At 42.1% G+C, this 17,756-nt stretch carries 15 protein-coding genes; 3 read left to right on the plus strand and 12 right to left on the minus strand.

Annotation, left to right across the window (positions count from 1 at the left end; genetic code table 11):
• Positions 1-43: 43 nt before the first annotated feature.
• Both guaA and guaB read right to left on the minus strand, forming a co-directional pair.
• Positions 44-1,618 (minus strand): glutamine-hydrolyzing GMP synthase, encoded by a 1,575-nt coding sequence (gene guaA / locus HG263_RS13505; protein ID WP_171626607.1) that lies wholly within the window; start codon positions 1,616-1,618, stop codon positions 44-46.
• A gap of 102 nt (positions 1,619-1,720) precedes the next feature.
• Entirely contained in the window at positions 1,721-3,190 is a 1,470-nt protein-coding gene (guaB, locus tag HG263_RS13510) for an IMP dehydrogenase (RefSeq protein ID WP_171626608.1), read from the minus strand.
• A gap of 132 nt (positions 3,191-3,322) precedes the next feature.
• On the opposite strand from guaB, the gene xseA reads away from it, so the two are divergent.
• Positions 3,323-4,678, plus strand: coding sequence for an exodeoxyribonuclease VII large subunit (xseA, locus tag HG263_RS13515; protein ID WP_171626609.1), 1,356 nt, complete (start codon positions 3,323-3,325; stop codon positions 4,676-4,678).
• Here xseA and HG263_RS13520 read toward each other — a convergent pair.
• The 3 genes from HG263_RS13520 to HG263_RS13530 all read right to left on the minus strand — a co-directional run bounded on the left by HG263_RS13520 (position 4,672) and on the right by HG263_RS13530 (position 9,222).
• Complete coding sequence (locus HG263_RS13520; protein ID WP_171626610.1) at positions 4,672-5,343, minus strand: hypothetical protein; 672 nt, start codon at positions 5,341-5,343, stop codon at positions 4,672-4,674. The two genes, xseA and HG263_RS13520, sit on opposite strands and share 7 nt — an antisense overlap.
• Positions 5,344-5,352: 9 nt before the next feature.
• Positions 5,353-6,168, minus strand: coding sequence for a serine O-acetyltransferase (gene cysE / locus HG263_RS13525; protein ID WP_171626611.1), 816 nt, complete (start codon positions 6,166-6,168; stop codon positions 5,353-5,355).
• 186 nt (positions 6,169-6,354) lie between these two features.
• Positions 6,355-9,222, minus strand: coding sequence for a M16 family metallopeptidase (locus HG263_RS13530; protein ID WP_171626612.1), 2,868 nt, complete (start codon positions 9,220-9,222; stop codon positions 6,355-6,357).
• Positions 9,223-9,486: 264 nt separating this feature from the next.
• Between HG263_RS13530 and HG263_RS13535 the strand changes: the two genes are divergently transcribed.
• Positions 9,487-10,443 (plus strand): methylenetetrahydrofolate reductase, encoded by a 957-nt coding sequence (locus tag HG263_RS13535; protein ID WP_171626613.1) that lies wholly within the window; start codon positions 9,487-9,489, stop codon positions 10,441-10,443.
• Between the two features lie 50 nt (positions 10,444-10,493).
• On the opposite strand, the gene HG263_RS13540 is transcribed toward HG263_RS13535, so the two are convergent.
• From HG263_RS13540 to proB, 6 genes are all read right to left on the minus strand, one after another.
• Positions 10,494-11,723 (minus strand): DEAD/DEAH box helicase, encoded by a 1,230-nt coding sequence (locus HG263_RS13540; RefSeq protein WP_171626614.1) that lies wholly within the window; start codon positions 11,721-11,723, stop codon positions 10,494-10,496.
• A gap of 82 nt (positions 11,724-11,805) precedes the next feature.
• Entirely contained in the window at positions 11,806-12,498 is a 693-nt protein-coding gene (locus HG263_RS13545) for a DUF3581 family protein (RefSeq protein WP_171626615.1), read from the minus strand.
• A 144-nt stretch (positions 12,499-12,642) separates the two neighbouring features.
• On the minus strand, positions 12,643-14,127 hold the full coding sequence (gene gltX, locus HG263_RS13550) for a glutamate--tRNA ligase (RefSeq protein WP_171626616.1): 1,485 nt from the start codon (positions 14,125-14,127) through the stop codon (positions 12,643-12,645).
• Between the two features lie 97 nt (positions 14,128-14,224).
• On the minus strand, positions 14,225-14,590 hold the full coding sequence (locus HG263_RS13555; protein WP_171626617.1) for a glutaredoxin family protein: 366 nt from the start codon (positions 14,588-14,590) through the stop codon (positions 14,225-14,227).
• Between the two features lie 46 nt (positions 14,591-14,636).
• Positions 14,637-15,614 (minus strand): GGDEF domain-containing protein, encoded by a 978-nt coding sequence (locus HG263_RS13560; RefSeq protein ID WP_171626618.1) that lies wholly within the window; start codon positions 15,612-15,614, stop codon positions 14,637-14,639.
• 74 nt (positions 15,615-15,688) lie between these two features.
• On the minus strand, positions 15,689-16,789 hold the full coding sequence (gene proB / locus HG263_RS13565; protein WP_171626619.1) for a glutamate 5-kinase: 1,101 nt from the start codon (positions 16,787-16,789) through the stop codon (positions 15,689-15,691).
• Positions 16,790-17,027: 238 nt separating this feature from the next.
• Here proB and HG263_RS13570 point away from each other — a divergent pair, with 238 nt between their 5' ends.
• The gene (locus tag HG263_RS13570; protein ID WP_171626620.1) at positions 17,028-17,240 is read left to right on the plus strand and encodes a hypothetical protein; all 213 of its coding nucleotides are present in this window, start codon (positions 17,028-17,030) and stop codon (positions 17,238-17,240) included.
• Here HG263_RS13570 and HG263_RS13575 read toward each other — a convergent pair whose 3' ends face one another.
• Complete coding sequence (locus HG263_RS13575; protein WP_171626621.1) at positions 17,241-17,741, minus strand: DUF1543 domain-containing protein; 501 nt, start codon at positions 17,739-17,741, stop codon at positions 17,241-17,243.
• Positions 17,742-17,756 lie beyond the last annotated feature (15 nt).

Genomic DNA, 17,756 nt, shown 5'->3' on the forward strand with positions numbered 1-17,756 from the left:
ACTATTCGCCCTTTGTTTGAAGACTTTTATCAGCTATGCGCTGTTATTCCCATTCAATCGTCGCAGGTGGTTTACCTGAGATATCATATACAACGCGAGAAATACCATCGATTTCATTGATAATACGATTTGATACTTGACCTAGGAATTCGTAAGGTAAGTGTGACCAACGTGCCGTCATAAAGTCGATTGTTTCAACACAACGCAGTGATACCACCCAATCGTACTTACGCGCATCACCCATTACACCAACAGAACGTACTGGTAAGAACACGGTAAATGCTTGCGATACCTTATGGTATAAGTCAGCTTTGTGCAGCTCTTCAATGAAGATAGCATCAGCGCGGCGCAGTAAGTCGCAGTATTCTTTTTTAATTTCACCCAGAACACGAACACCTAAACCAGGACCTGGGAATGGGTGACGGTATAGCATGTCATAAGGCAAGCCTAGCTCTAAACCTATCTTACGCACTTCGTCTTTGAACAACTCGCGTAGTGGCTCAACCAAGCCCATTTCCATGTCATCTGGCAAGCCACCTACGTTGTGGTGAGACTTGATCACATGTGCTTTACCTGTAGCAGATGCAGCAGACTCAATGACGTCTGGATAAATAGTACCTTGCGCTAGCCATTTAGCATTTTGCAGCTTACCTGCTTGCTCATCGAATACTTCAATGAATGTGTGGCCAATTGATTTACGTTTAGCTTCTGGCTCGTCGATACCTTCAAGCGCTTTTAAGAATCGCTCTTCAGCATCTACTTTAATAATGTTCAGGCCGAATTTATCGCCAAACATCTCCATCACTTGCTCGCCTTCGTTTAAACGCAGTAAACCGTTGTCTACGAATACACAAGTCAGCTTATCACCAATAGCACGGTTAATAAGCATGGCTACCACAGATGAGTCTACTCCACCTGATAAACCTAGAATAACTTCGTCATCCCCTACTTGCTCTTTAATACGTGCAACTGCATCTTCGATAATTTGTGCTGGCGTCCATAACTTTTCACAGCCACAAATATCAATCACAAAACGCTCAAGCAGGCGCAGACCTTGTTGTGTGTGTGTTACTTCAGGATGGAACTGTACACCGTAAAAACGCTTTTCTTCCCATGACATTGCTGCATGAGGACATGTATCAGTTTTTGCCGTAGTTACAAACGTATCAGGGATCTCTACAACTTTGTCGCCGTGGCTCATCCACACATCTAAGAAGTCAGCACCATCTTCGATATGATCTTGAATTTGATCAAACAGCTTACAGTTACCTACCTTTTCAACGCGCGCATAGCCAAACTCTTTTTTATCAGAGCTATGTACCAATCCACCTAACTGCATTGCCATAGTTTGCATTCCGTAGCAAACTCCTAATACTGGCACACCTGCATTGAACACATATTCAGGTGCTCTTGGGCTGTTATCTAACGTCGTAGACTCTGGGCCACCAGATAGAATAATGCCCTGCGGGTTGAACTCACGGATCTGCTCTTCGGTAACGTCCCAAGCCCACAGCTCACAGTACACACCAATCTCACGGATACGACGTGCGATCAACTGCGTGTATTGCGAACCAAAGTCTAAGATCAAAATGCGGGAATCGTGGATATCTTTGCTCATTGATAATCTCGTTAGTTAGTAAACGACTAATTTAGTAAAGCATATATTGCAGCTTTACTTAAAATTAAGAAGGGCTAGCAAACGCTAGCCCACTTTTGAGTGTTAGCCCAAGCGGTAGTTCGGGGCTTCTTTGGTGATCTGTACGTCATGAACGTGAGATTCACCCATACCTGCAGATGTGACACGTACAAACTGCGGTTTAGTATTTAACTCTTCAATTGTGGCACAGCCAGTTAAGCCCATTGCACTGCGAATACCACCCACCTGTTGGTGAATAATTGTCGCAATAGGACCTTTATAAGCGACACGGCCTTCAATGCCCTCAGGCACCAGCTTATCGGCCTGATTTGATTTTTGGAAATAACGGTCAGATGACCCTTCTTTTTGGTTCATCGCACCTAACGACCCCATACCACGGTATGACTTGTAGTAACGGCCTTGATACAGTTCAACCTCACCAGGCGCTTCTTCAGTACCAGCAAGCATTGACCCAACCATAACGCATGATGCACCCGCCACTAGCGCTTTTACAATATCACCAGAGAAGCGAATACCACCGTCTGCAATAACAGGAATGTCACGGCCTTTTAAGCCTTCTACTGCATCTGAAATTGCTGTGATCTGTGGTACACCACAGCCAGTTACGATACGAGTTGTACAAATTGAACCAGGGCCAATACCCACTTTAACCGCATCAACACCCGCATCAGCTAACGCAATCGCACCTTCTGCTGTTGCTACGTTACCCGCTACGATTTGTAATTTAGGATATGCTTCGCGTGTTGCTTTAACACGGTCAATAACGCCTTGCGAATGGCCGTGCGACGTATCTATCAACAATACGTCAACACCGGCTTCAACTAACGCAGCAATACGCTCATCAGTACCAGCACCAACCCCTACGGCCGCACCGACACGTAAACGACCTTGTTCGTCTTTACATGCATTCGGCTTCTCTTGCGCTTTTTGGTAATCTTTAACTGTGATCATGCCTTTTAGTTTAAAAGCATCATCGACAACTAGAATCTTTTCGATGCGGTGCTCGTGCATTAATTCTAAAATTTCTTCACGAGAAGCACCCTCTTTCACCGTCACCAAGTTTTCTTTGGTTGTCATTACGGTTGAAACCGGTTGATCTAACTTAGTTTCAAAGCGCATATCACGGCTCGTTACAATTCCTTCTAACTGATTGTCTTTATCAGTTACTGGAAAACCTGAAAACCCTTTTTCTTCTGCTAGTGCATTTGCTTGCGCAATGGTTAAATCTGCAGAGACTGTGACCGGAAAAGATACAATACCAGCTTCATATGCTTTTACTTTGCGTACATTGCGGGCTTGCTCTTCAATCGTCATATTTTTGTGAATAAAACCAATACCGCCTTCTTGCGCAAGCGCAATAGCAAGGCGAGCTTCAGTCACTGTATCCATAGATGCAGAAACTAAAGGCAGGTTTAATTCAATACCACGCGTTAATCGCGTTGATAGATTTGCTGTATGAGGTAAAACAGTAGAATGTGCAGGAACTAATAGCACATCATCAAAGGTTAGGGCTTCTTTTGCAATTCTTAGCATGGTTGCGGTTTCTCTCACGTGGAACTGAGTATAAGGAATTGCGTGCAAATTTTATCAGCGTTCCTTATGCGAGTAAATAATATTTAGTAAAAAATATGATAAAGTACGCATGAATTTTTTATGGAGTGACTTATGCCATTGACAAGCTTTGCATCTACTTCGAATACAACTTACACCGTTTCGAAACTAAACCGCGAAATACGCGCCATTTTAGAGCAAGGTTTTGCTTCTATCAGGCTAACTGGTGAGATCTCAAATTTTGTTGCTCCGGCATCAGGACATTGGTATTTTTCCTTAAAAGATGACAAAGCCCAAATCAAAGCGGCAATGTGGCGTGGTAATAATCGCTACTGCCAATATAAACCAACCAACGGCGCACAGGTCGAAGTACAAGCAAGAGTATCTGTCTATGAGCCTCGCGGCGACTATCAACTGATAGTCGAAAAAATGGAACCCGCAGGTGAAGGACTACTCAAACAACAGTTTGATGCCTTAAAAATGCACTTAGCTGCTGAGGGGTTATTTAGCAGTTCACATAAAAAACCACTGCCGAGTAAAATTAACACTGTAGGTATTATCACCTCAGCTACGGGTGCCGCTATCAAAGACATTTTAACAGTTCTAAAGCGTCGTGCGCCGCAGCTCGAAGTCGTCATTTATCCGGCACAAGTGCAAGGTAAAGAGGCTCACCTACAACTAACTGAAAAACTAACGCTGGCCAATCAACGTAATGAAGTTGATGTATTAATCATTGGCCGTGGCGGTGGTTCACTAGAAGATCTGTGGTGTTTTAACGAAGAGCTCTTAGCACGTGCGATATTTGCCAGCCAATTACCTGTTATCAGCGCCGTAGGACACGAAATCGACACTACCATCAGCGATTACGTTGCAGATCTGCGAGCCGCAACACCTTCAGCTGCGGCTGAACTTGTTAGCCCTGATAGACAGGCCTTACAGCAACAAGTGCAACAATACCGAAAAGCACTACATATTCAAATATTGCAAACAATAAAACACGCCTCACAACACTGTAAAGTACTTGAGCAAAGGCTTAAGTTACAACATCCTGAAAACCAATTGCTGCAACAGCAACAAAGAGTCGATGAGTTTATTAGTCGTCTAACCCGTGCATTTGTGCAGCTCCAAGCCAAGCGTAGCAATGCCTTAGCGCTAGCCAAACAACGCCTTAACCACCAGCACCCAAACAAACAACTTAGTTTTGCACATCAACAACTTGAGCATATGACAACAGCTTTGTATCAAGTAATGCAAAAAAACTTAAATAACCATCAAAATAGATTAGCACTGTGTGCCGCGCGACTAGATAGTGTGAGTCCCCTAAACGTGTTAGCTCGCGGGTATAGTATTACTAAGCATGAAGAGAAAGTGCTCAAGTCAGTGGCGGAAACTTCACAAAATCAAAAACTTGTAACACAGCTCCATGATGGCGAAATACATTCTCAAGTGTTAAAAGTGAGTCACTATTGATCATATACTTGTTGCTTACTTAGGTGGACCACCATTTTATCTTGGGTGCTGGTAGAGGTACTCATGGTAAAACGCTTAAACCATGTTTGCGAGAAGAGCTTTTCACTCACCTTCCGCCACAGGGCTTCATCAAAGTCTTTAGCATCGCCCTGCGGCACTAGTTCCATTTGGCAAACTGTAGATTTACATCCGTATTCTTGCAACTTAACTAGATGACTCAAATCATTTTGATACAAAAAGTCATTAATTTGCAGCTCCACCTCATCGGCCCATACAGCGTCACGACTTTCCTGTTGATATTGCTGCGCTAACATACTCTTCAAATCACCATTGGGAACGTTAACAGGAGGAAGTTGAGTGCTTTGTTTATGTTCATATAAACGTTGTTGCAACTGCTCATTTTCAGCTTCTAAACGCGATATTTCTAGCCGCGCTTGAGTCAGTTGTTCAACAACTGAACTTTGCTGGTGCTGCTGAGGAATAGCATTTAACTGCACCTGCGATTGTGCACTTTGCTCAATGGTGTTCTCTTTTACTATTTTTAAATCAGCTGAGCGCGAAAAGTTATAAGCAGCAACTAGCTGTTCTGATAACCATAATCGCTCAACTATAATCCCTAACGCAAAGGCCAGCAGCATTACAATAATGACGACTAACCCTCGCATATATCCACCTTAAATCATCGCGCTGGTATGCGATTCATTCTCAGGATCATCATCTAGGAAGTTTTGGTTCATGCTTTTTGCAGGACATGGACTACAAGGACGGCCTACTACTTTGGCTGGAACACCAACCACCGTTGTATGCGGCTCTACGGCTCTAAGAACCACTGAACCGGCGCCTATTCTAGCTCCTTCGCCCACTTCGATGTTGCCTAACACCTTAGCCCCTGCACCAATCAGTACCCCCGCCCTAATTTTAGGATGGCGATCACCTTGTTCATTACCTGTACCACCTAAAGTAACTGATTGTAATATAGATACATTGTCTTCTATCACTGCTGTTTCACCTATGACTATGCCTGTCGCATGATCAAGCATGATGCCATGACCAACTTTACATGCAGGGTGAATATCAACACCAAAGACTTCAGAGGTTCGACTTTGAATAAATCTCGCTAACTCTTTACGATGTTGCCGCCATAAGCAATGAGCTAGTCGATGCGCTTGTATCGCGTGAAAACCTTTAAGGTTCAACATTACAGTTAAATAACTATCAGCGGCTGGGTCTCTGTCTTTTACCGCTTTGATATCGTGGGCAACATGAGTGAGCATATGATCACAATCAACGAATGCTTGATCAAACAGTTCACGGATAGTGAATGCCGATACCACCGCATCTGCCAATTTATTAGCCACAATAAAGCTCAACGCTGCTCCCAAACATTCATGATTCAAAATACTTGAATAAACATGACTGGCCAGTAATGGCTCTCGGCTAACAAGGTCTTTTGCTTCTGTACGAAGTTGTTGCCATATTTCATGACGCATAGCGGTACCTTAATTCATATTAACTGTCGTGATTCTAACGATAAAACTTTAGCAAGTGTTACCGTAATAGAAAACAATATAGTAATTAGTTATAACAAAGTGCTATTTACAGTGCAATGTACAAGCAATCAAGCGCAGACTAAAAAGCCGCACATAGTGTGCGGCTCAAACTAACGGCGCAAATATTTACTCAAATACTGTTTTTACATCAAGCACTTCAATGTTCTCACTCGGTATATTGAGTTTATAATCCGCTATTTGCTTATCTTCTGCCAGCAACTGTTCGGGCTTTTCAGAGTTGTAGCTCAAGGGCGAAGATATTTCTTGCGCTAAACGCTGCTGCATGTCTGTTCCATCACCAGTCACAAATACGTACTGTATGTTTTGGGTTTGCAGGTTCTCACTAATCACGCGATTAACATCGTCAACTGTTAAACTCGCAAGCTGCTCGCGTACATAATCTACAAAGTTATCGATGTTGTAGAACTGACTATCGAGCGCATAGCCTAATTGACGGTCTTGACTGGCAACCAGCTGTGCTACATAGTTGCTTAAGAAGTTACGTGTAGCGGTAAAGTCTTGCTCACTCATCCCCTCTTTAATCAACTTATCTAACTCATACATGGCAACGCGCGTTGCGAAGTGTGCATCATTATTTGAACGCAGTGGGCGCAACCATACTTGAAAGATCTGTTCAGAACGGCCTAAGTTAGCATCCGGCTTGGTTTGAAACATACCACGAGGGAAATATTCAATATATGCATAATCACCATAGTTCATACCACGTACTTCACGAATGCGCTGATACAAAAAGCTGTTTGAGTTGCGATGCTCACCGAAGTACGAGCGAACCAACCAAAGTGCGGTCCAGTCTTTATTGCTACGAATTGTGTCGATAGGGAAACCAAAAGAGACTGCTGTTGATTTAGCACTTTTTTCAACGATGGCTGCATGGCGGCCTTTAAGCTTTGGCGCATCTGGAATAGTTAAACGCTTTTCATCACCCTTAGGTAACTTAGCTAAGTCCATGAACAACTTGTCTTTCACTTCTTGGGGCATAGCACCAGTGATCCCGACATTTAACTTAGCTTGCGTAAAATGCTCAGCATAAAACGCTTTAACATCGTCAAGAGTTAATGACTCAAGATCTGATAAGTCACCATAATTGTAGCTTGCATAAGGATGTCCTTGGTAAAGCTTATGGTATAAAACCTCTTTACCCAGCTCTTCATCATTGGAAGACTTTAAACTGGCTTTGATGTTATCTAACATTTCTTTTTTCAAGCGGTTGAAGTCATCTTCCCTAAAGCCAGGATTTAACAGTTGATCACTTACCAGTGTATACCACTGATCAAGGTTATCTTTGTGGACTCGTCCTCGCAGTGACAGCATTTCTTTATCAATTTGATAATCGAACGAACCGGCAATCGGGTAAAGCGCTTTTTGAATATCTTTATAGGCTTTACTTTGTGAACCGCCATTAGCAACCATTGCTGCCGTCATAGCAGCTAGGCCTTTTTTACCGTCAGGATCAGCTGCCGCACCGGTATAAAACAATAAGTTCATATCCACCAAAGGTGAACTATTTGTTTTATCTAACACATTAAAGTGACGCTCTTTTGGCTGACTTTCAGCGTCAACTAAAGCTTGCAAAGATACTTCTTTATCAAACCCACTAATTGAGTCTAATGCCGACATTGTCACCGTTGTGCGACTTGAGTCGACAAAATACTTATTCGCAACATCTTGAATATCTTGTGCTGTGATAGCATCAGCAGTGGCATAAAGTTGATTGATAACCTCAGGGTCTCGCTCAAAATGCATATACTGAGCAAGTGTCGAGGCAATCGCTTGAGATGAATCTAATTCATTAATAAAGCTATATTTACGATTGGACTTTAGCGCTGAGAGCTTGTCTTCATCCACTAATTGAGTACGCGCCTTGGCATATGTCTGGTTGATAGCATCTCGCACCATGGCAACATCTTTTTCATGCTCAACTTTTACAAAAACGTGTAACAAGCCAGGGTCTTTTGTTTCAGGATTATATGTAAACATCTGACTAGCTACTTGCTTCTCAACAACCAGCTGCTGATAAAGCTCAGATGTTTTAGAAAAATACAAATCAGATATTAAATCAAGTGCCGCACGGTCTTTATTTTCGGGTTGCCATGCAGCGCCCTTGTAAGACACTAACAACCAATGCCCTGGTAGCCCATCACTTTGCTTATGCACATATTTTGCTGCTTGCTGTTTTGGCTCCTGTGGAATATCTGCCACGTAGTTGCCTTTTTCCCAGCTCCCCCAGTGCTTTTTCACCATTGCCATGGTTTTTTTTGGGTCAACGTCACCGACTATGACTAAAGAAACATATTCTGGATTATAAAAACGCTCAAAAAATGTTTGGCCGTAGCTCATTTGCTCAGGCATCGCTTCAATATCTTTAAAAAAGCCCATCGTGGTGTGCTTATAAGTGTGCTGTTCAAAGGCTACATTACGCGCTGCTGAAAGCAATTGGCGAATTGGGTTAGCATTATTCTTTAAATACTCGCCCTTAACCGTTAAAGCTTCTGTGCGAAATTGCGCCTCTGTATAAGTAAGATTTTGGAAAATATCCGCTTCAATTTCCAACACCTTATCTAAATGTTGTTTTGAGAAGCTTAGATAGTAATTAGTGTAATCATTGGTGGTATAAGCTCGATTATCAACACCAGAGTTTTTCAAAATATCGGCATAAACGTCTTGCGGGTATTTTTCAGAACCTTTAAACATCATATGCTCAAAAAAATGTGCAAAACCAGTACGACCAACCTCAACCTCGTTTCTCGAACCAACAGAGACAGGGATTTGTACAGAAACCACATCGGGGTAATCGGTTTTAACGACCATCACACGTAGGCCATTGTCTAACTCTTCTAAAAGGTAGTCTTGTGAAAATACTTTATTACTTGCTTGTGTTTGTATCTCACTCGTTGTCGTCAGCTTGCCATTGCTAACACACCCCGTTAGTGCAAGGGTTACCGCAAGGCTCGTTGCCAAAAGTTTAAATTTCATAGTGATCCCTGAGTTTATTATTTATCGCACAGTTGTAACCAAAACATGGTTAAACCTGAGTCATTATGCATTACTTTTCAAGCCGAATGACATTTCCAAGCGCAAAATTATGTAAACAAATTTATCCACAAATATCTAAAGGGAGGGCTAAACTTGAAATAAATTCATACATATTGAATATCTTTCATTAAAAAAATCTATCTAGACGTCTAAATGGCTGCTATATTATCCCCTATCGACACACATTGAGCTGGGATGAGGATCATGGCGTTATCACTGCAAGAGAAAATATTAGACCCTAACCAAGGGGTGTACTTAATTGGTACAACGCCGCCTAAAGTTGGCACTGACAAAGAAAAGCTTGAAAATATTGCAGCCAAACTGCTTGCTCGTTTACATGAAATTGAATACGACGGCGTGGTTATTTATGATATTCAAGACGAAAGTAGCCGTACTCAAGCACCTCGTCCATTTCCGTTTAAGCATACAGTTGATCCTTGTGAATACAGTCAGTTAATTCATAAACTCTCAAACTTAGATGTGATCACCTATAAAAGTGTTGCACAACGCGAAGCCAGTGAATTCAATGAATGGTTAACCAATACTAAACACCAATACGGTTTAAAAAACCTAGTGCTCGTTGGCAGTCCATCTTCTCATGGTGATATTCGATTAAATTTATCCGATGCTTATCAGGCACTAAGCCAGCATCAGGAGAAATTTTTCCTTGGCGGTGTAACAATAGCGGAACGTCACGCGAGTAAGCGTAACGAACATGAACGTTTGCTAGAGAAAACCTCACAAGGGTGCGAGTTTTTTATCTCGCAGGCGGTGTACAACGCACAAGCAACCATTGATTTAATCACCAGTTATGCGCGCTCTTGTCGTCAACTAGGAGAAACACCTAAGCGTATCATCTTAACTTTTACGCCGTGTGGTGGACAAAAGACACTTGAGTTTATGGATTGGCTAGGCATTTCAGTACCGGAAGCCACGCAGTGGCGTATTTTAGACGCTGAGAACTCTTTAAGTGAATCAATTCGGATCTGCAAAGAGAGCCTAGATCAAATCTTAAAAAGCTGTGCACATTTGGACGTACCGCTTGGATTAAATATCGAAAGCTTAACGAACCGAAAAGAAGAAATTGATGCATCCATTAATCTATACCGCTTACTCAAGGCAACAATGGAACTGACTCTTGCAGAAAAACAAATTGCTTAAAACGTTAAAAAAGCACCTCAATCGGTGCTTTTTTAGTGCCTAAATAATTATTACCTGCGCCTTGATGAACGCTTGTTCAACACTTTTTTCTTATCTCTTTGCTTGCGTGATTTGTTAGTATTCTTACGATTATCTTTTGGTGCTTTGGTTAAATCAGGTTCGTAACCTGGCAACCATTGTGGTGTAAGGCGTTCATCCAATAATACTTCTATCTCTTCGAGTAACCACTGCTCATCAATACTCACCAAAGATATCGCGTGTCCTGTTTTACCAGCCCGTCCTGTACGTCCAATGCGATGCACATAATCTTCAGCCACATATGGCAGCTCAGCATTGATCACATAATCCAAGTCTAAAATATCAATTCCTCTGGCTGCGACATCCGTTGCAACCAGCACTCTAGTTTGGCCACTTTTAAACTGACTAAGTGCTTTATCTCTGGCTCCTTGCGATTTATCACCATGAATAGCCAGCGTTGCTAAGCCATCTTTATTTAATTCTTGTGCTAAATCATCAGCCATATTTTTGGTGCGAGTAAACACCAACACTTGTTGCCAATTATTCTTACCTATCAAATAAGACATCAGCTCACGTTTTCTATCTTCATCTACCGCATAGAATACTTGCTCTACCCGTTGTGCCGCACTGTTTTCTTTATCTACACTGATACGTTTTGGGTCATTTAACCATTGCTTAACGAGCGTCTGTACTTGCTCATCGATTGTGGCTGAAAACAGCAAGGTTTGCCGTTGGGTAGGTAAATGGCGCATGATGCGTTTAATCTCACCAATAAACCCCATATCCAAAATGCGGTCAGCCTCGTCAAACACCAAATGTTTCACTTGGGCAAGTGATAAGGTGCCTTTAATAAGGTGATCTAGCAGCCTGCCTGGTGTAGCAATCACAATGTCTACACCAGCCTTAAGCGCTTTTTCTTGAGGTCCAATATTAGCGCCACCATACAAGCAAGCCACTTTAAGCCCGGTATATTGACCATAACTTTGGGTGTTTTGTGCCACTTGTTGGGCAAGCTCTCGGGTAGGTGCAACCACTAGGGCCCTTGCAATGCCTAGCTGCTCTGGCACTGCGAGTAGTTGCTGTAAAATTGGCAGCATAAACGCAGCGGTTTTACCAGTACCCGTTTGTGCTGTTGCAACTAGGTCGCGGCCTTTTAACAACAATGGGATACATTGCTCTTGAACGGGAGTAGGATTGACAAAATTAAGGTGTTCTAATGCTTGATTAAGCTCATCAGCGAACAAAAAGGCTTTGAATGACATAGATGTAATTAAGACAGTCGGTATATAACTGGCAGTATAACAAAAGCGCGCTTTAGATGCGCGCTAGATAATCTATAGTAGGCTATAGCGTGTCTTTACGGTTATTGTAATAATCAATTAGGTCATCAACCATATCTTGGCAGTAATCACGGATCCCAGATACCAACATATGCTTTTCTCCACGCCCTACTCGCTGGCCTTCACTGAGTAAATTAAATCTAAGAATAATTTTCCCACGTTTACCTTCATAGCTAAATTCAGGTGTATCCGCTTCTAGTTCAAGCTCTTTCAGATCTAAAGTATCTAAATGAATGGTCATTGATTCATAAATAACCATCGGACGAGCAGGATTGATCATCACTTGCTGCTTTGCCATTAAAGGAATAATGACATGAGGAAACGCAGTACCAGAAAACTCAACATAGTTTTTTGTAAGGCTATCTACTAAGCTTTGACACTGGTTATTCGCACCATCTCGCTTAACACTTAGCATCACTTTGCCTTCAGAGGTGATATCAAACTCTTCACCACCAGCAGGAAAGTCCAGTTTAGAAGTTTCATCAACCATTCCTGCGAAAGTAAAGTGCATATTTTCACTTACACCATAGCGTGCAAGCACCAAAGAAAATAGCAAATCGCCCGGCACGCAAAACTTTTTCGCATCAACATCGTGCAAAGGATTAAAATCATCCGCCACACGCTTGGCAAATTCACTGCCCTGCTGGCGAGAGATCACAACCTGATCACCGTCTAGTTGGTAAAATTGACTTAACATAAACCTTTTCTTTCATGATTATAAAACCGCGCTATGTTAGCAGAATATTACTAACTAGAGGTCATATCTGTTTATTTTTATGCATAATAAAAAAAGCCGCATAATACGTTATACGGCTTTTTCATTAAATATCATTAAGATAAATTATGATTCAGGAAATTCTCTATATGCTTTTTCGAGCTTTTTGGCCTGCTTTTTAGATACGCCAATGTGCGATAGTGCAACACGTAAGCGTGCACGAGATAAATCAGAACCTAAAATTTCCATCGCATCAACCACTGAAGTTGATGACTGTTTTCCTGTAATAGCAACAAAAATTGGCTCTAGGAAATCCTTAATTTTTAACTCATGGAACGTCGCAACACTTTTCGCTATCGCAAAGATCTCAGACTTATTCCAGCTTCGGAGACCTTCCAATTGCCAAATAAAGAACTGTAGCGCTTGACGTACAGTGTCTTCATCAGCTTTTCCTGCCGTTAACAACGCAGGATCGTAGTCAGGCTGACCAGCAACAAAGTGCCCTGCTAAATCAACTAAGTCAGATAAAGTATTAATACGTGTTTTAGCCTCAGGTAAAATGCGGCTCAAAGTCTGCGTATTAAACTTCCAATCTACAAAGCGCTGAATTAACTGCTCATCCGTTAAGTTTTCACGGATCCACAAACCGTTTAACCAACTTAGTTTATCAACATCGAATACCGGACCACCAAGTGATACACGTTTCATATCAAAATGTTCTATCATTTCTGCTAATGTGAACTTTTCACGCTCATCAGGCATAGACCAGCCCATACGACCAAGATAGTTCAATACAGCTTCAGGCAAAAAGCCCATTTCTTTATAGTAGTTGATTGACGTTGGATTTTTACGCTTTGACAGCTTTGATTTATCTGGGTTACGTAGTAATGGCAAATGACCAAGCACAGGCGCTTGCCAACCAAAATCTTCATAAAGTTTAAGCAGTTTAGGGGCCGAGTTGATCCACTCTTCACCGCGGAAAATATGGCTGATCTGCATATGGTGATCATCCACAACATTTGCTAAAAAGTACGTTGGAAATCCATCTGCTTTTAGCAGCACTTGCATATCAACGTTTTCCCAAGGGATCTCAATTTCGCCACGTAGATAATCGTTAAACTTGAATGTGCCTTCACTTGGGATCTTCATACGGATCACATAAGGTTTGCCAGACTCAAGATTTGCTTTGATTTCATCGTCGCTAAGCAGTAAACCGCGACCATCGTATTTAGGGCGCAGGCCTTCTGCCATTTGCTGCTCACGCATTTCATCAAGCTCTTGCGCAGTTGCAAAACAGTAAAACGCTTTACCTTGCTCAACGAGTTGATGCGCATATTTTTTATATAAATCGCTACGCTCTGATTGACGGTACGGACCAAACTCACCACCTACATCCGGACCATGATCCCAATTAAGACCTAACCAGCGTAAGCTATCCATAATCGCTTGCTCTGACTCAGGTGTACTGCGTACTTGGTCAGTATCTTCGATACGTAAAACAAACTCTCCACCTTGCTGCTTAGCAAAACAGTAGTTAAAAAGGGCAATATAAGCGGTACCTAAATGCGGATCACCGGTAGGTGACGGTGCAACACGAGTACGGATAGTCATGGTGTTTCTCTTTAAATTTCTGACAATAGATGATGGGCGGTTATGCTAGCATAACCGCTTGGTAACTCAAATGCTCTCGCGTAGAGAGTGAGTGAAATTATGCGGCTTTTTCAAGCTTTTCTAAGTAGCTAACAATGTCACTCGATTCATACAACCAAGTCACTTGATTATCTTGCTCTATGCGTAAGCATGGTACTTTTACCTTGCCACCTTGTTGAGCTAGTTCTTCTCTAAATTGCGGATTGTTTTTCGCATCACGAGTCTCTATTTTGAGCCCTTCGCGCTTGATGGCACGGCGCACTTTGACACAAAACGGACATGCTCTAAATTGATACAACTTTAAGTTTTGGGTGTGCGCGTCTAATTTTTGCTGTTCATCAGACGGGCGCTTTTTGCTGCGCGGAGTAAATACAAAATCGAGCAACAAAATAATGCGCCCTAAAAACCAACGTACAAACTTCATGTTTGCTCCCATTACTAAATTCTAATGGGCGCAATCATATCACAGCCTAAAATAATTCAATATCACCTGTTTGATAACTATCCTTAGCGCTATCCATGTTTGAAAAAGCAGTCACTCTGTTGCGGCCGTCTTGTTTAGATTGATACAAAGCTTGATCCGCACGATTTACAAAATCTGCAACTTGCGCATTATCTGTCAGTTCAGCAACACCCAAGCTAATTGTGACGCTACCAACCTGTGGAAAACGCGTTGCTGCAATAATTGCGCGCACACTATCGAGCTTTTCGATTGCCTTACCTTCATCTTTACAAGGAAATACTATCGCAAACTCTTCGCCTCCATAGCGGAAAACATAATCGCCAATACGAAAATTACTTTTTAGCAACTGTGCCACCAGCAATATCACCTCATCACCAATAACATGACCATGATTATCATTAACGTATTTGAAATGATCTATGTCTGCCATCGCTATATACCATTTCACATCATTACCATGCTCCCTGACCAACCACGCTTCTTTTCCAGCGACGATATCCATTACTTTTTCATCAAATGTTTGACGATTTAATAGTTGGGTAAGGGGGTCAATTCTCGCGTACTGCAAAGTAGCAAGTTGATGCACATAGATATTTAAAACGTGATTGAGCACATTGTGCTCCGAAGTGGGTATGATAGCGCTATTATCTACTGCCAAAAAACCCAGTATCAAACCTTGATAACGCACCGGCAGTATTTGCATCTGCGCTAAACTAAGTAATTGTACATCATGGTTTAGTTTATTTAAGCGCCCAACAAGTGCCGGTACATCTAATTGTTCATCAAGCCACTGCTCACTTGAGGTAAATATTGCGCAAGGTGTTTGTTGTATTGATAGGCTTTTACTGAAATAAAACGCAAACAAACTAGCTTCAGCAAGCGCGGCGCTGAGGATACTGGCTAAGCATTTATCAAGCATATGTTCACTGTTTTGTGACACAAGTTGAATTGTCCATTCATAGCCACACGATGAGACCTTACTCATTTATTTCCTCAGATAGTACAGAGTAAGTATAATCTTAGCGTAAGGTTCTCATTTTGCACGTGTTTAAGATAACTTTACAGCAGCACCATATCATCTCTATGGATCACAACACTGGACGCTTTATAACCGAGAGCCGAAGCAATTTCAGCGCTATGACAGCCCTTTATAGTATCTAGCTCTCGTTCAGAAAAGCCACATAACCCTTTAGCAATAATTTGCCCACCACGATTAGTGACAGTCACAAGGTCACCTCTGACAAACTGCCCTGATACACCAACGACGCCTTTGGCTAATAAGCTTGCACCTTGCATTACAATTGCTTTGCACGCCCCATCATCCATTGTAACAGTGCCAGTAGATTTTGGTGCCGATAACAACCACTTTTTACGACCTTCTACAGGAGCGTCAAAACGCATAAACGTGGTACTTTGCGCCTCTTTTGCCATGATTTTTAGCACAATATTTTCTTCACTGCCTTTGGCTATCACCGTCTCAATACCGGCACGCTGCGCAATATCTGCCGCTTGCAACTTAGTTGCCATACCACCTGTGCCCAAGGTAGTACCGCTGCCTCCCGCTAATGCGCGTAAGTCATCATCTATACGGTGCACGTGCGCTATTAATTCAGCCTCAGGGTTAGTACGTGGGTCTGCAGTGAATAAACCGACTTGATCAGTTAACAGAAGCAGTTTGCCGGCGTTAGCTAAAATAGCCACCATCGCGGATAAGTTGTCGTTGTCACCTACTTTGATTTCGCTGGTTGCAACGGCGTCGTTTTCATTAATAATAGGGATCACTTGATGCTTTAGCAGCTGTGTAAGTGTGTCTCTGGCCGTTAGATACCGTTCACGGTGCTCTACGTCCGCTCGGGTAAGTAACATTTGCGCGACAGGAATATCATACAAAGCAAACAAGGTTTGCCATAAATGGATAAGTTGACCTTGCCCTATGGCTGCCAACATTTGTTTCTCTGAAATAGAATCGCCACAGGGCTGAGCTAATTGCGAACGGCCAGCAGCAACGGCACCACTCGAAACCAGTACGATTTGATGACCTTGCTTTTTTAGTTCGGCACACTGACGAACCAACTCAACCATGCGTGGCTTGTTTAAGTGGATACCACCCGCAGTAAGCACACTAGTTCCCAATTTTATTACTATTATTTGCTGCCCCATTGCCCTATTCCAGTATTTAAAAAAGCAGTTATATCAAAGCCTGTGCGTGGCACAAGTTAATTTTGTTCATATATCGATATAGTGCTAGAATCGCGTGTTATTTACTTGCCTTGTTGCGATAAAGAATAAGCAGTTTTCAAGGTAATAATTAAATGAGATTGTTCGGTGACTTTTAATGATCAGTATCAATAAGTATTTGTGAAAAAGGCATCACACTGGTAGTCGGGAGATTAGATATATGAAAGCACATTCAAAACGCAAAGAACTGATAATGCTGCCACTTTTACTTGTAACGATTGCGTTATGTATCGGTGGTCACTATATATTGCAACCTAACTATCAAGACAGTAACGTCGCCGAATATGCGCTAGCAGCATTGCCATTTTTAATGTTTGCTATCGTACTTATCGCTATCAAGATTGCGATAAAAGCAGATAAGCACGAACAATGATCACAGGATGTGATAACCAAACCAATCCGGTGACAGGTCCTGATTTTTACCACTTGGCTTTAACGCAATAAAGTACTGCTCATCTAGTAAGTCAATGGCAAAGCAGTCATCCACGTCATGTAAGTTGTCTTTATGTAGGTGGCTCATGCCATTAAGTAATTGTTGTTTCGCTTTCTCTTTCGCTTCATACTCGTTTTGCGCCACAAATAAAGCAAAATCGTGTTGTTCAGCTAAACGTTCAGGTACATAAGCCCCCATATTCACAAAATACAGTTTTTGGGTCTGCGCTGGCTGCTCTTTAACAAGGCTAACTTCATACCCATCAACATGACTGATAGCGACATAAGAGTCCATGTGCACTGCGGCGTTATCACCAACCCACTGTGCTTTTAATTTTTGATAGCAATCTTCTATTTTTTCGCCAATGACAAAACGTACATCGTGCATTTCAATGTGACAGCCACTCACTCGTCCACCCAAATAAACCATAAACAACTGCATTGAAAGTTTCCTTTT

The sequence above is a fragment of the Pseudoalteromonas caenipelagi genome, from assembly GCF_013140855.1.
Classification (GTDB): Bacteria; Pseudomonadota; Gammaproteobacteria; order Enterobacterales; family Alteromonadaceae; genus Pseudoalteromonas; species Pseudoalteromonas caenipelagi.

Coding starts and splice junctions, on each gene's coding strand:
- guaA (WP_171626607.1), bottom strand. CDS start 1,618: ATGAGCAAAGATATCCACGATTCCCGCATTTTGATCTTAGACTTTGGT.
- guaB (WP_171626608.1), bottom strand. CDS start 3,190: ATGCTAAGAATTGCAAAAGAAGCCCTAACCTTTGATGATGTGCTATTA.
- xseA (WP_171626609.1), top strand. CDS start 3,323: ATGCCATTGACAAGCTTTGCATCTACTTCGAATACAACTTACACCGTT.
- HG263_RS13520 (WP_171626610.1), bottom strand. CDS start 5,343: ATGCGAGGGTTAGTCGTCATTATTGTAATGCTGCTGGCCTTTGCGTTA.
- cysE (WP_171626611.1), bottom strand. CDS start 6,168: ATGCGTCATGAAATATGGCAACAACTTCGTACAGAAGCAAAAGACCTT.
- HG263_RS13530 (WP_171626612.1), bottom strand. CDS start 9,222: ATGAAATTTAAACTTTTGGCAACGAGCCTTGCGGTAACCCTTGCACTA.
- HG263_RS13535 (WP_171626613.1), top strand. CDS start 9,487: ATGGCGTTATCACTGCAAGAGAAAATATTAGACCCTAACCAAGGGGTG.
- HG263_RS13540 (WP_171626614.1), bottom strand. CDS start 11,723: ATGTCATTCAAAGCCTTTTTGTTCGCTGATGAGCTTAATCAAGCATTA.
- HG263_RS13545 (WP_171626615.1), bottom strand. CDS start 12,498: ATGTTAAGTCAATTTTACCAACTAGACGGTGATCAGGTTGTGATCTCT.
- gltX (WP_171626616.1), bottom strand. CDS start 14,127: ATGACTATCCGTACTCGTGTTGCACCGTCACCTACCGGTGATCCGCAT.
- HG263_RS13555 (WP_171626617.1), bottom strand. CDS start 14,590: ATGAAGTTTGTACGTTGGTTTTTAGGGCGCATTATTTTGTTGCTCGAT.
- HG263_RS13560 (WP_171626618.1), bottom strand. CDS start 15,614: ATGAGTAAGGTCTCATCGTGTGGCTATGAATGGACAATTCAACTTGTG.
- proB (WP_171626619.1), bottom strand. CDS start 16,789: ATGGGGCAGCAAATAATAGTAATAAAATTGGGAACTAGTGTGCTTACT.
- HG263_RS13570 (WP_171626620.1), top strand. CDS start 17,028: ATGAAAGCACATTCAAAACGCAAAGAACTGATAATGCTGCCACTTTTA.
- HG263_RS13575 (WP_171626621.1), bottom strand. CDS start 17,741: ATGCAGTTGTTTATGGTTTATTTGGGTGGACGAGTGAGTGGCTGTCAC.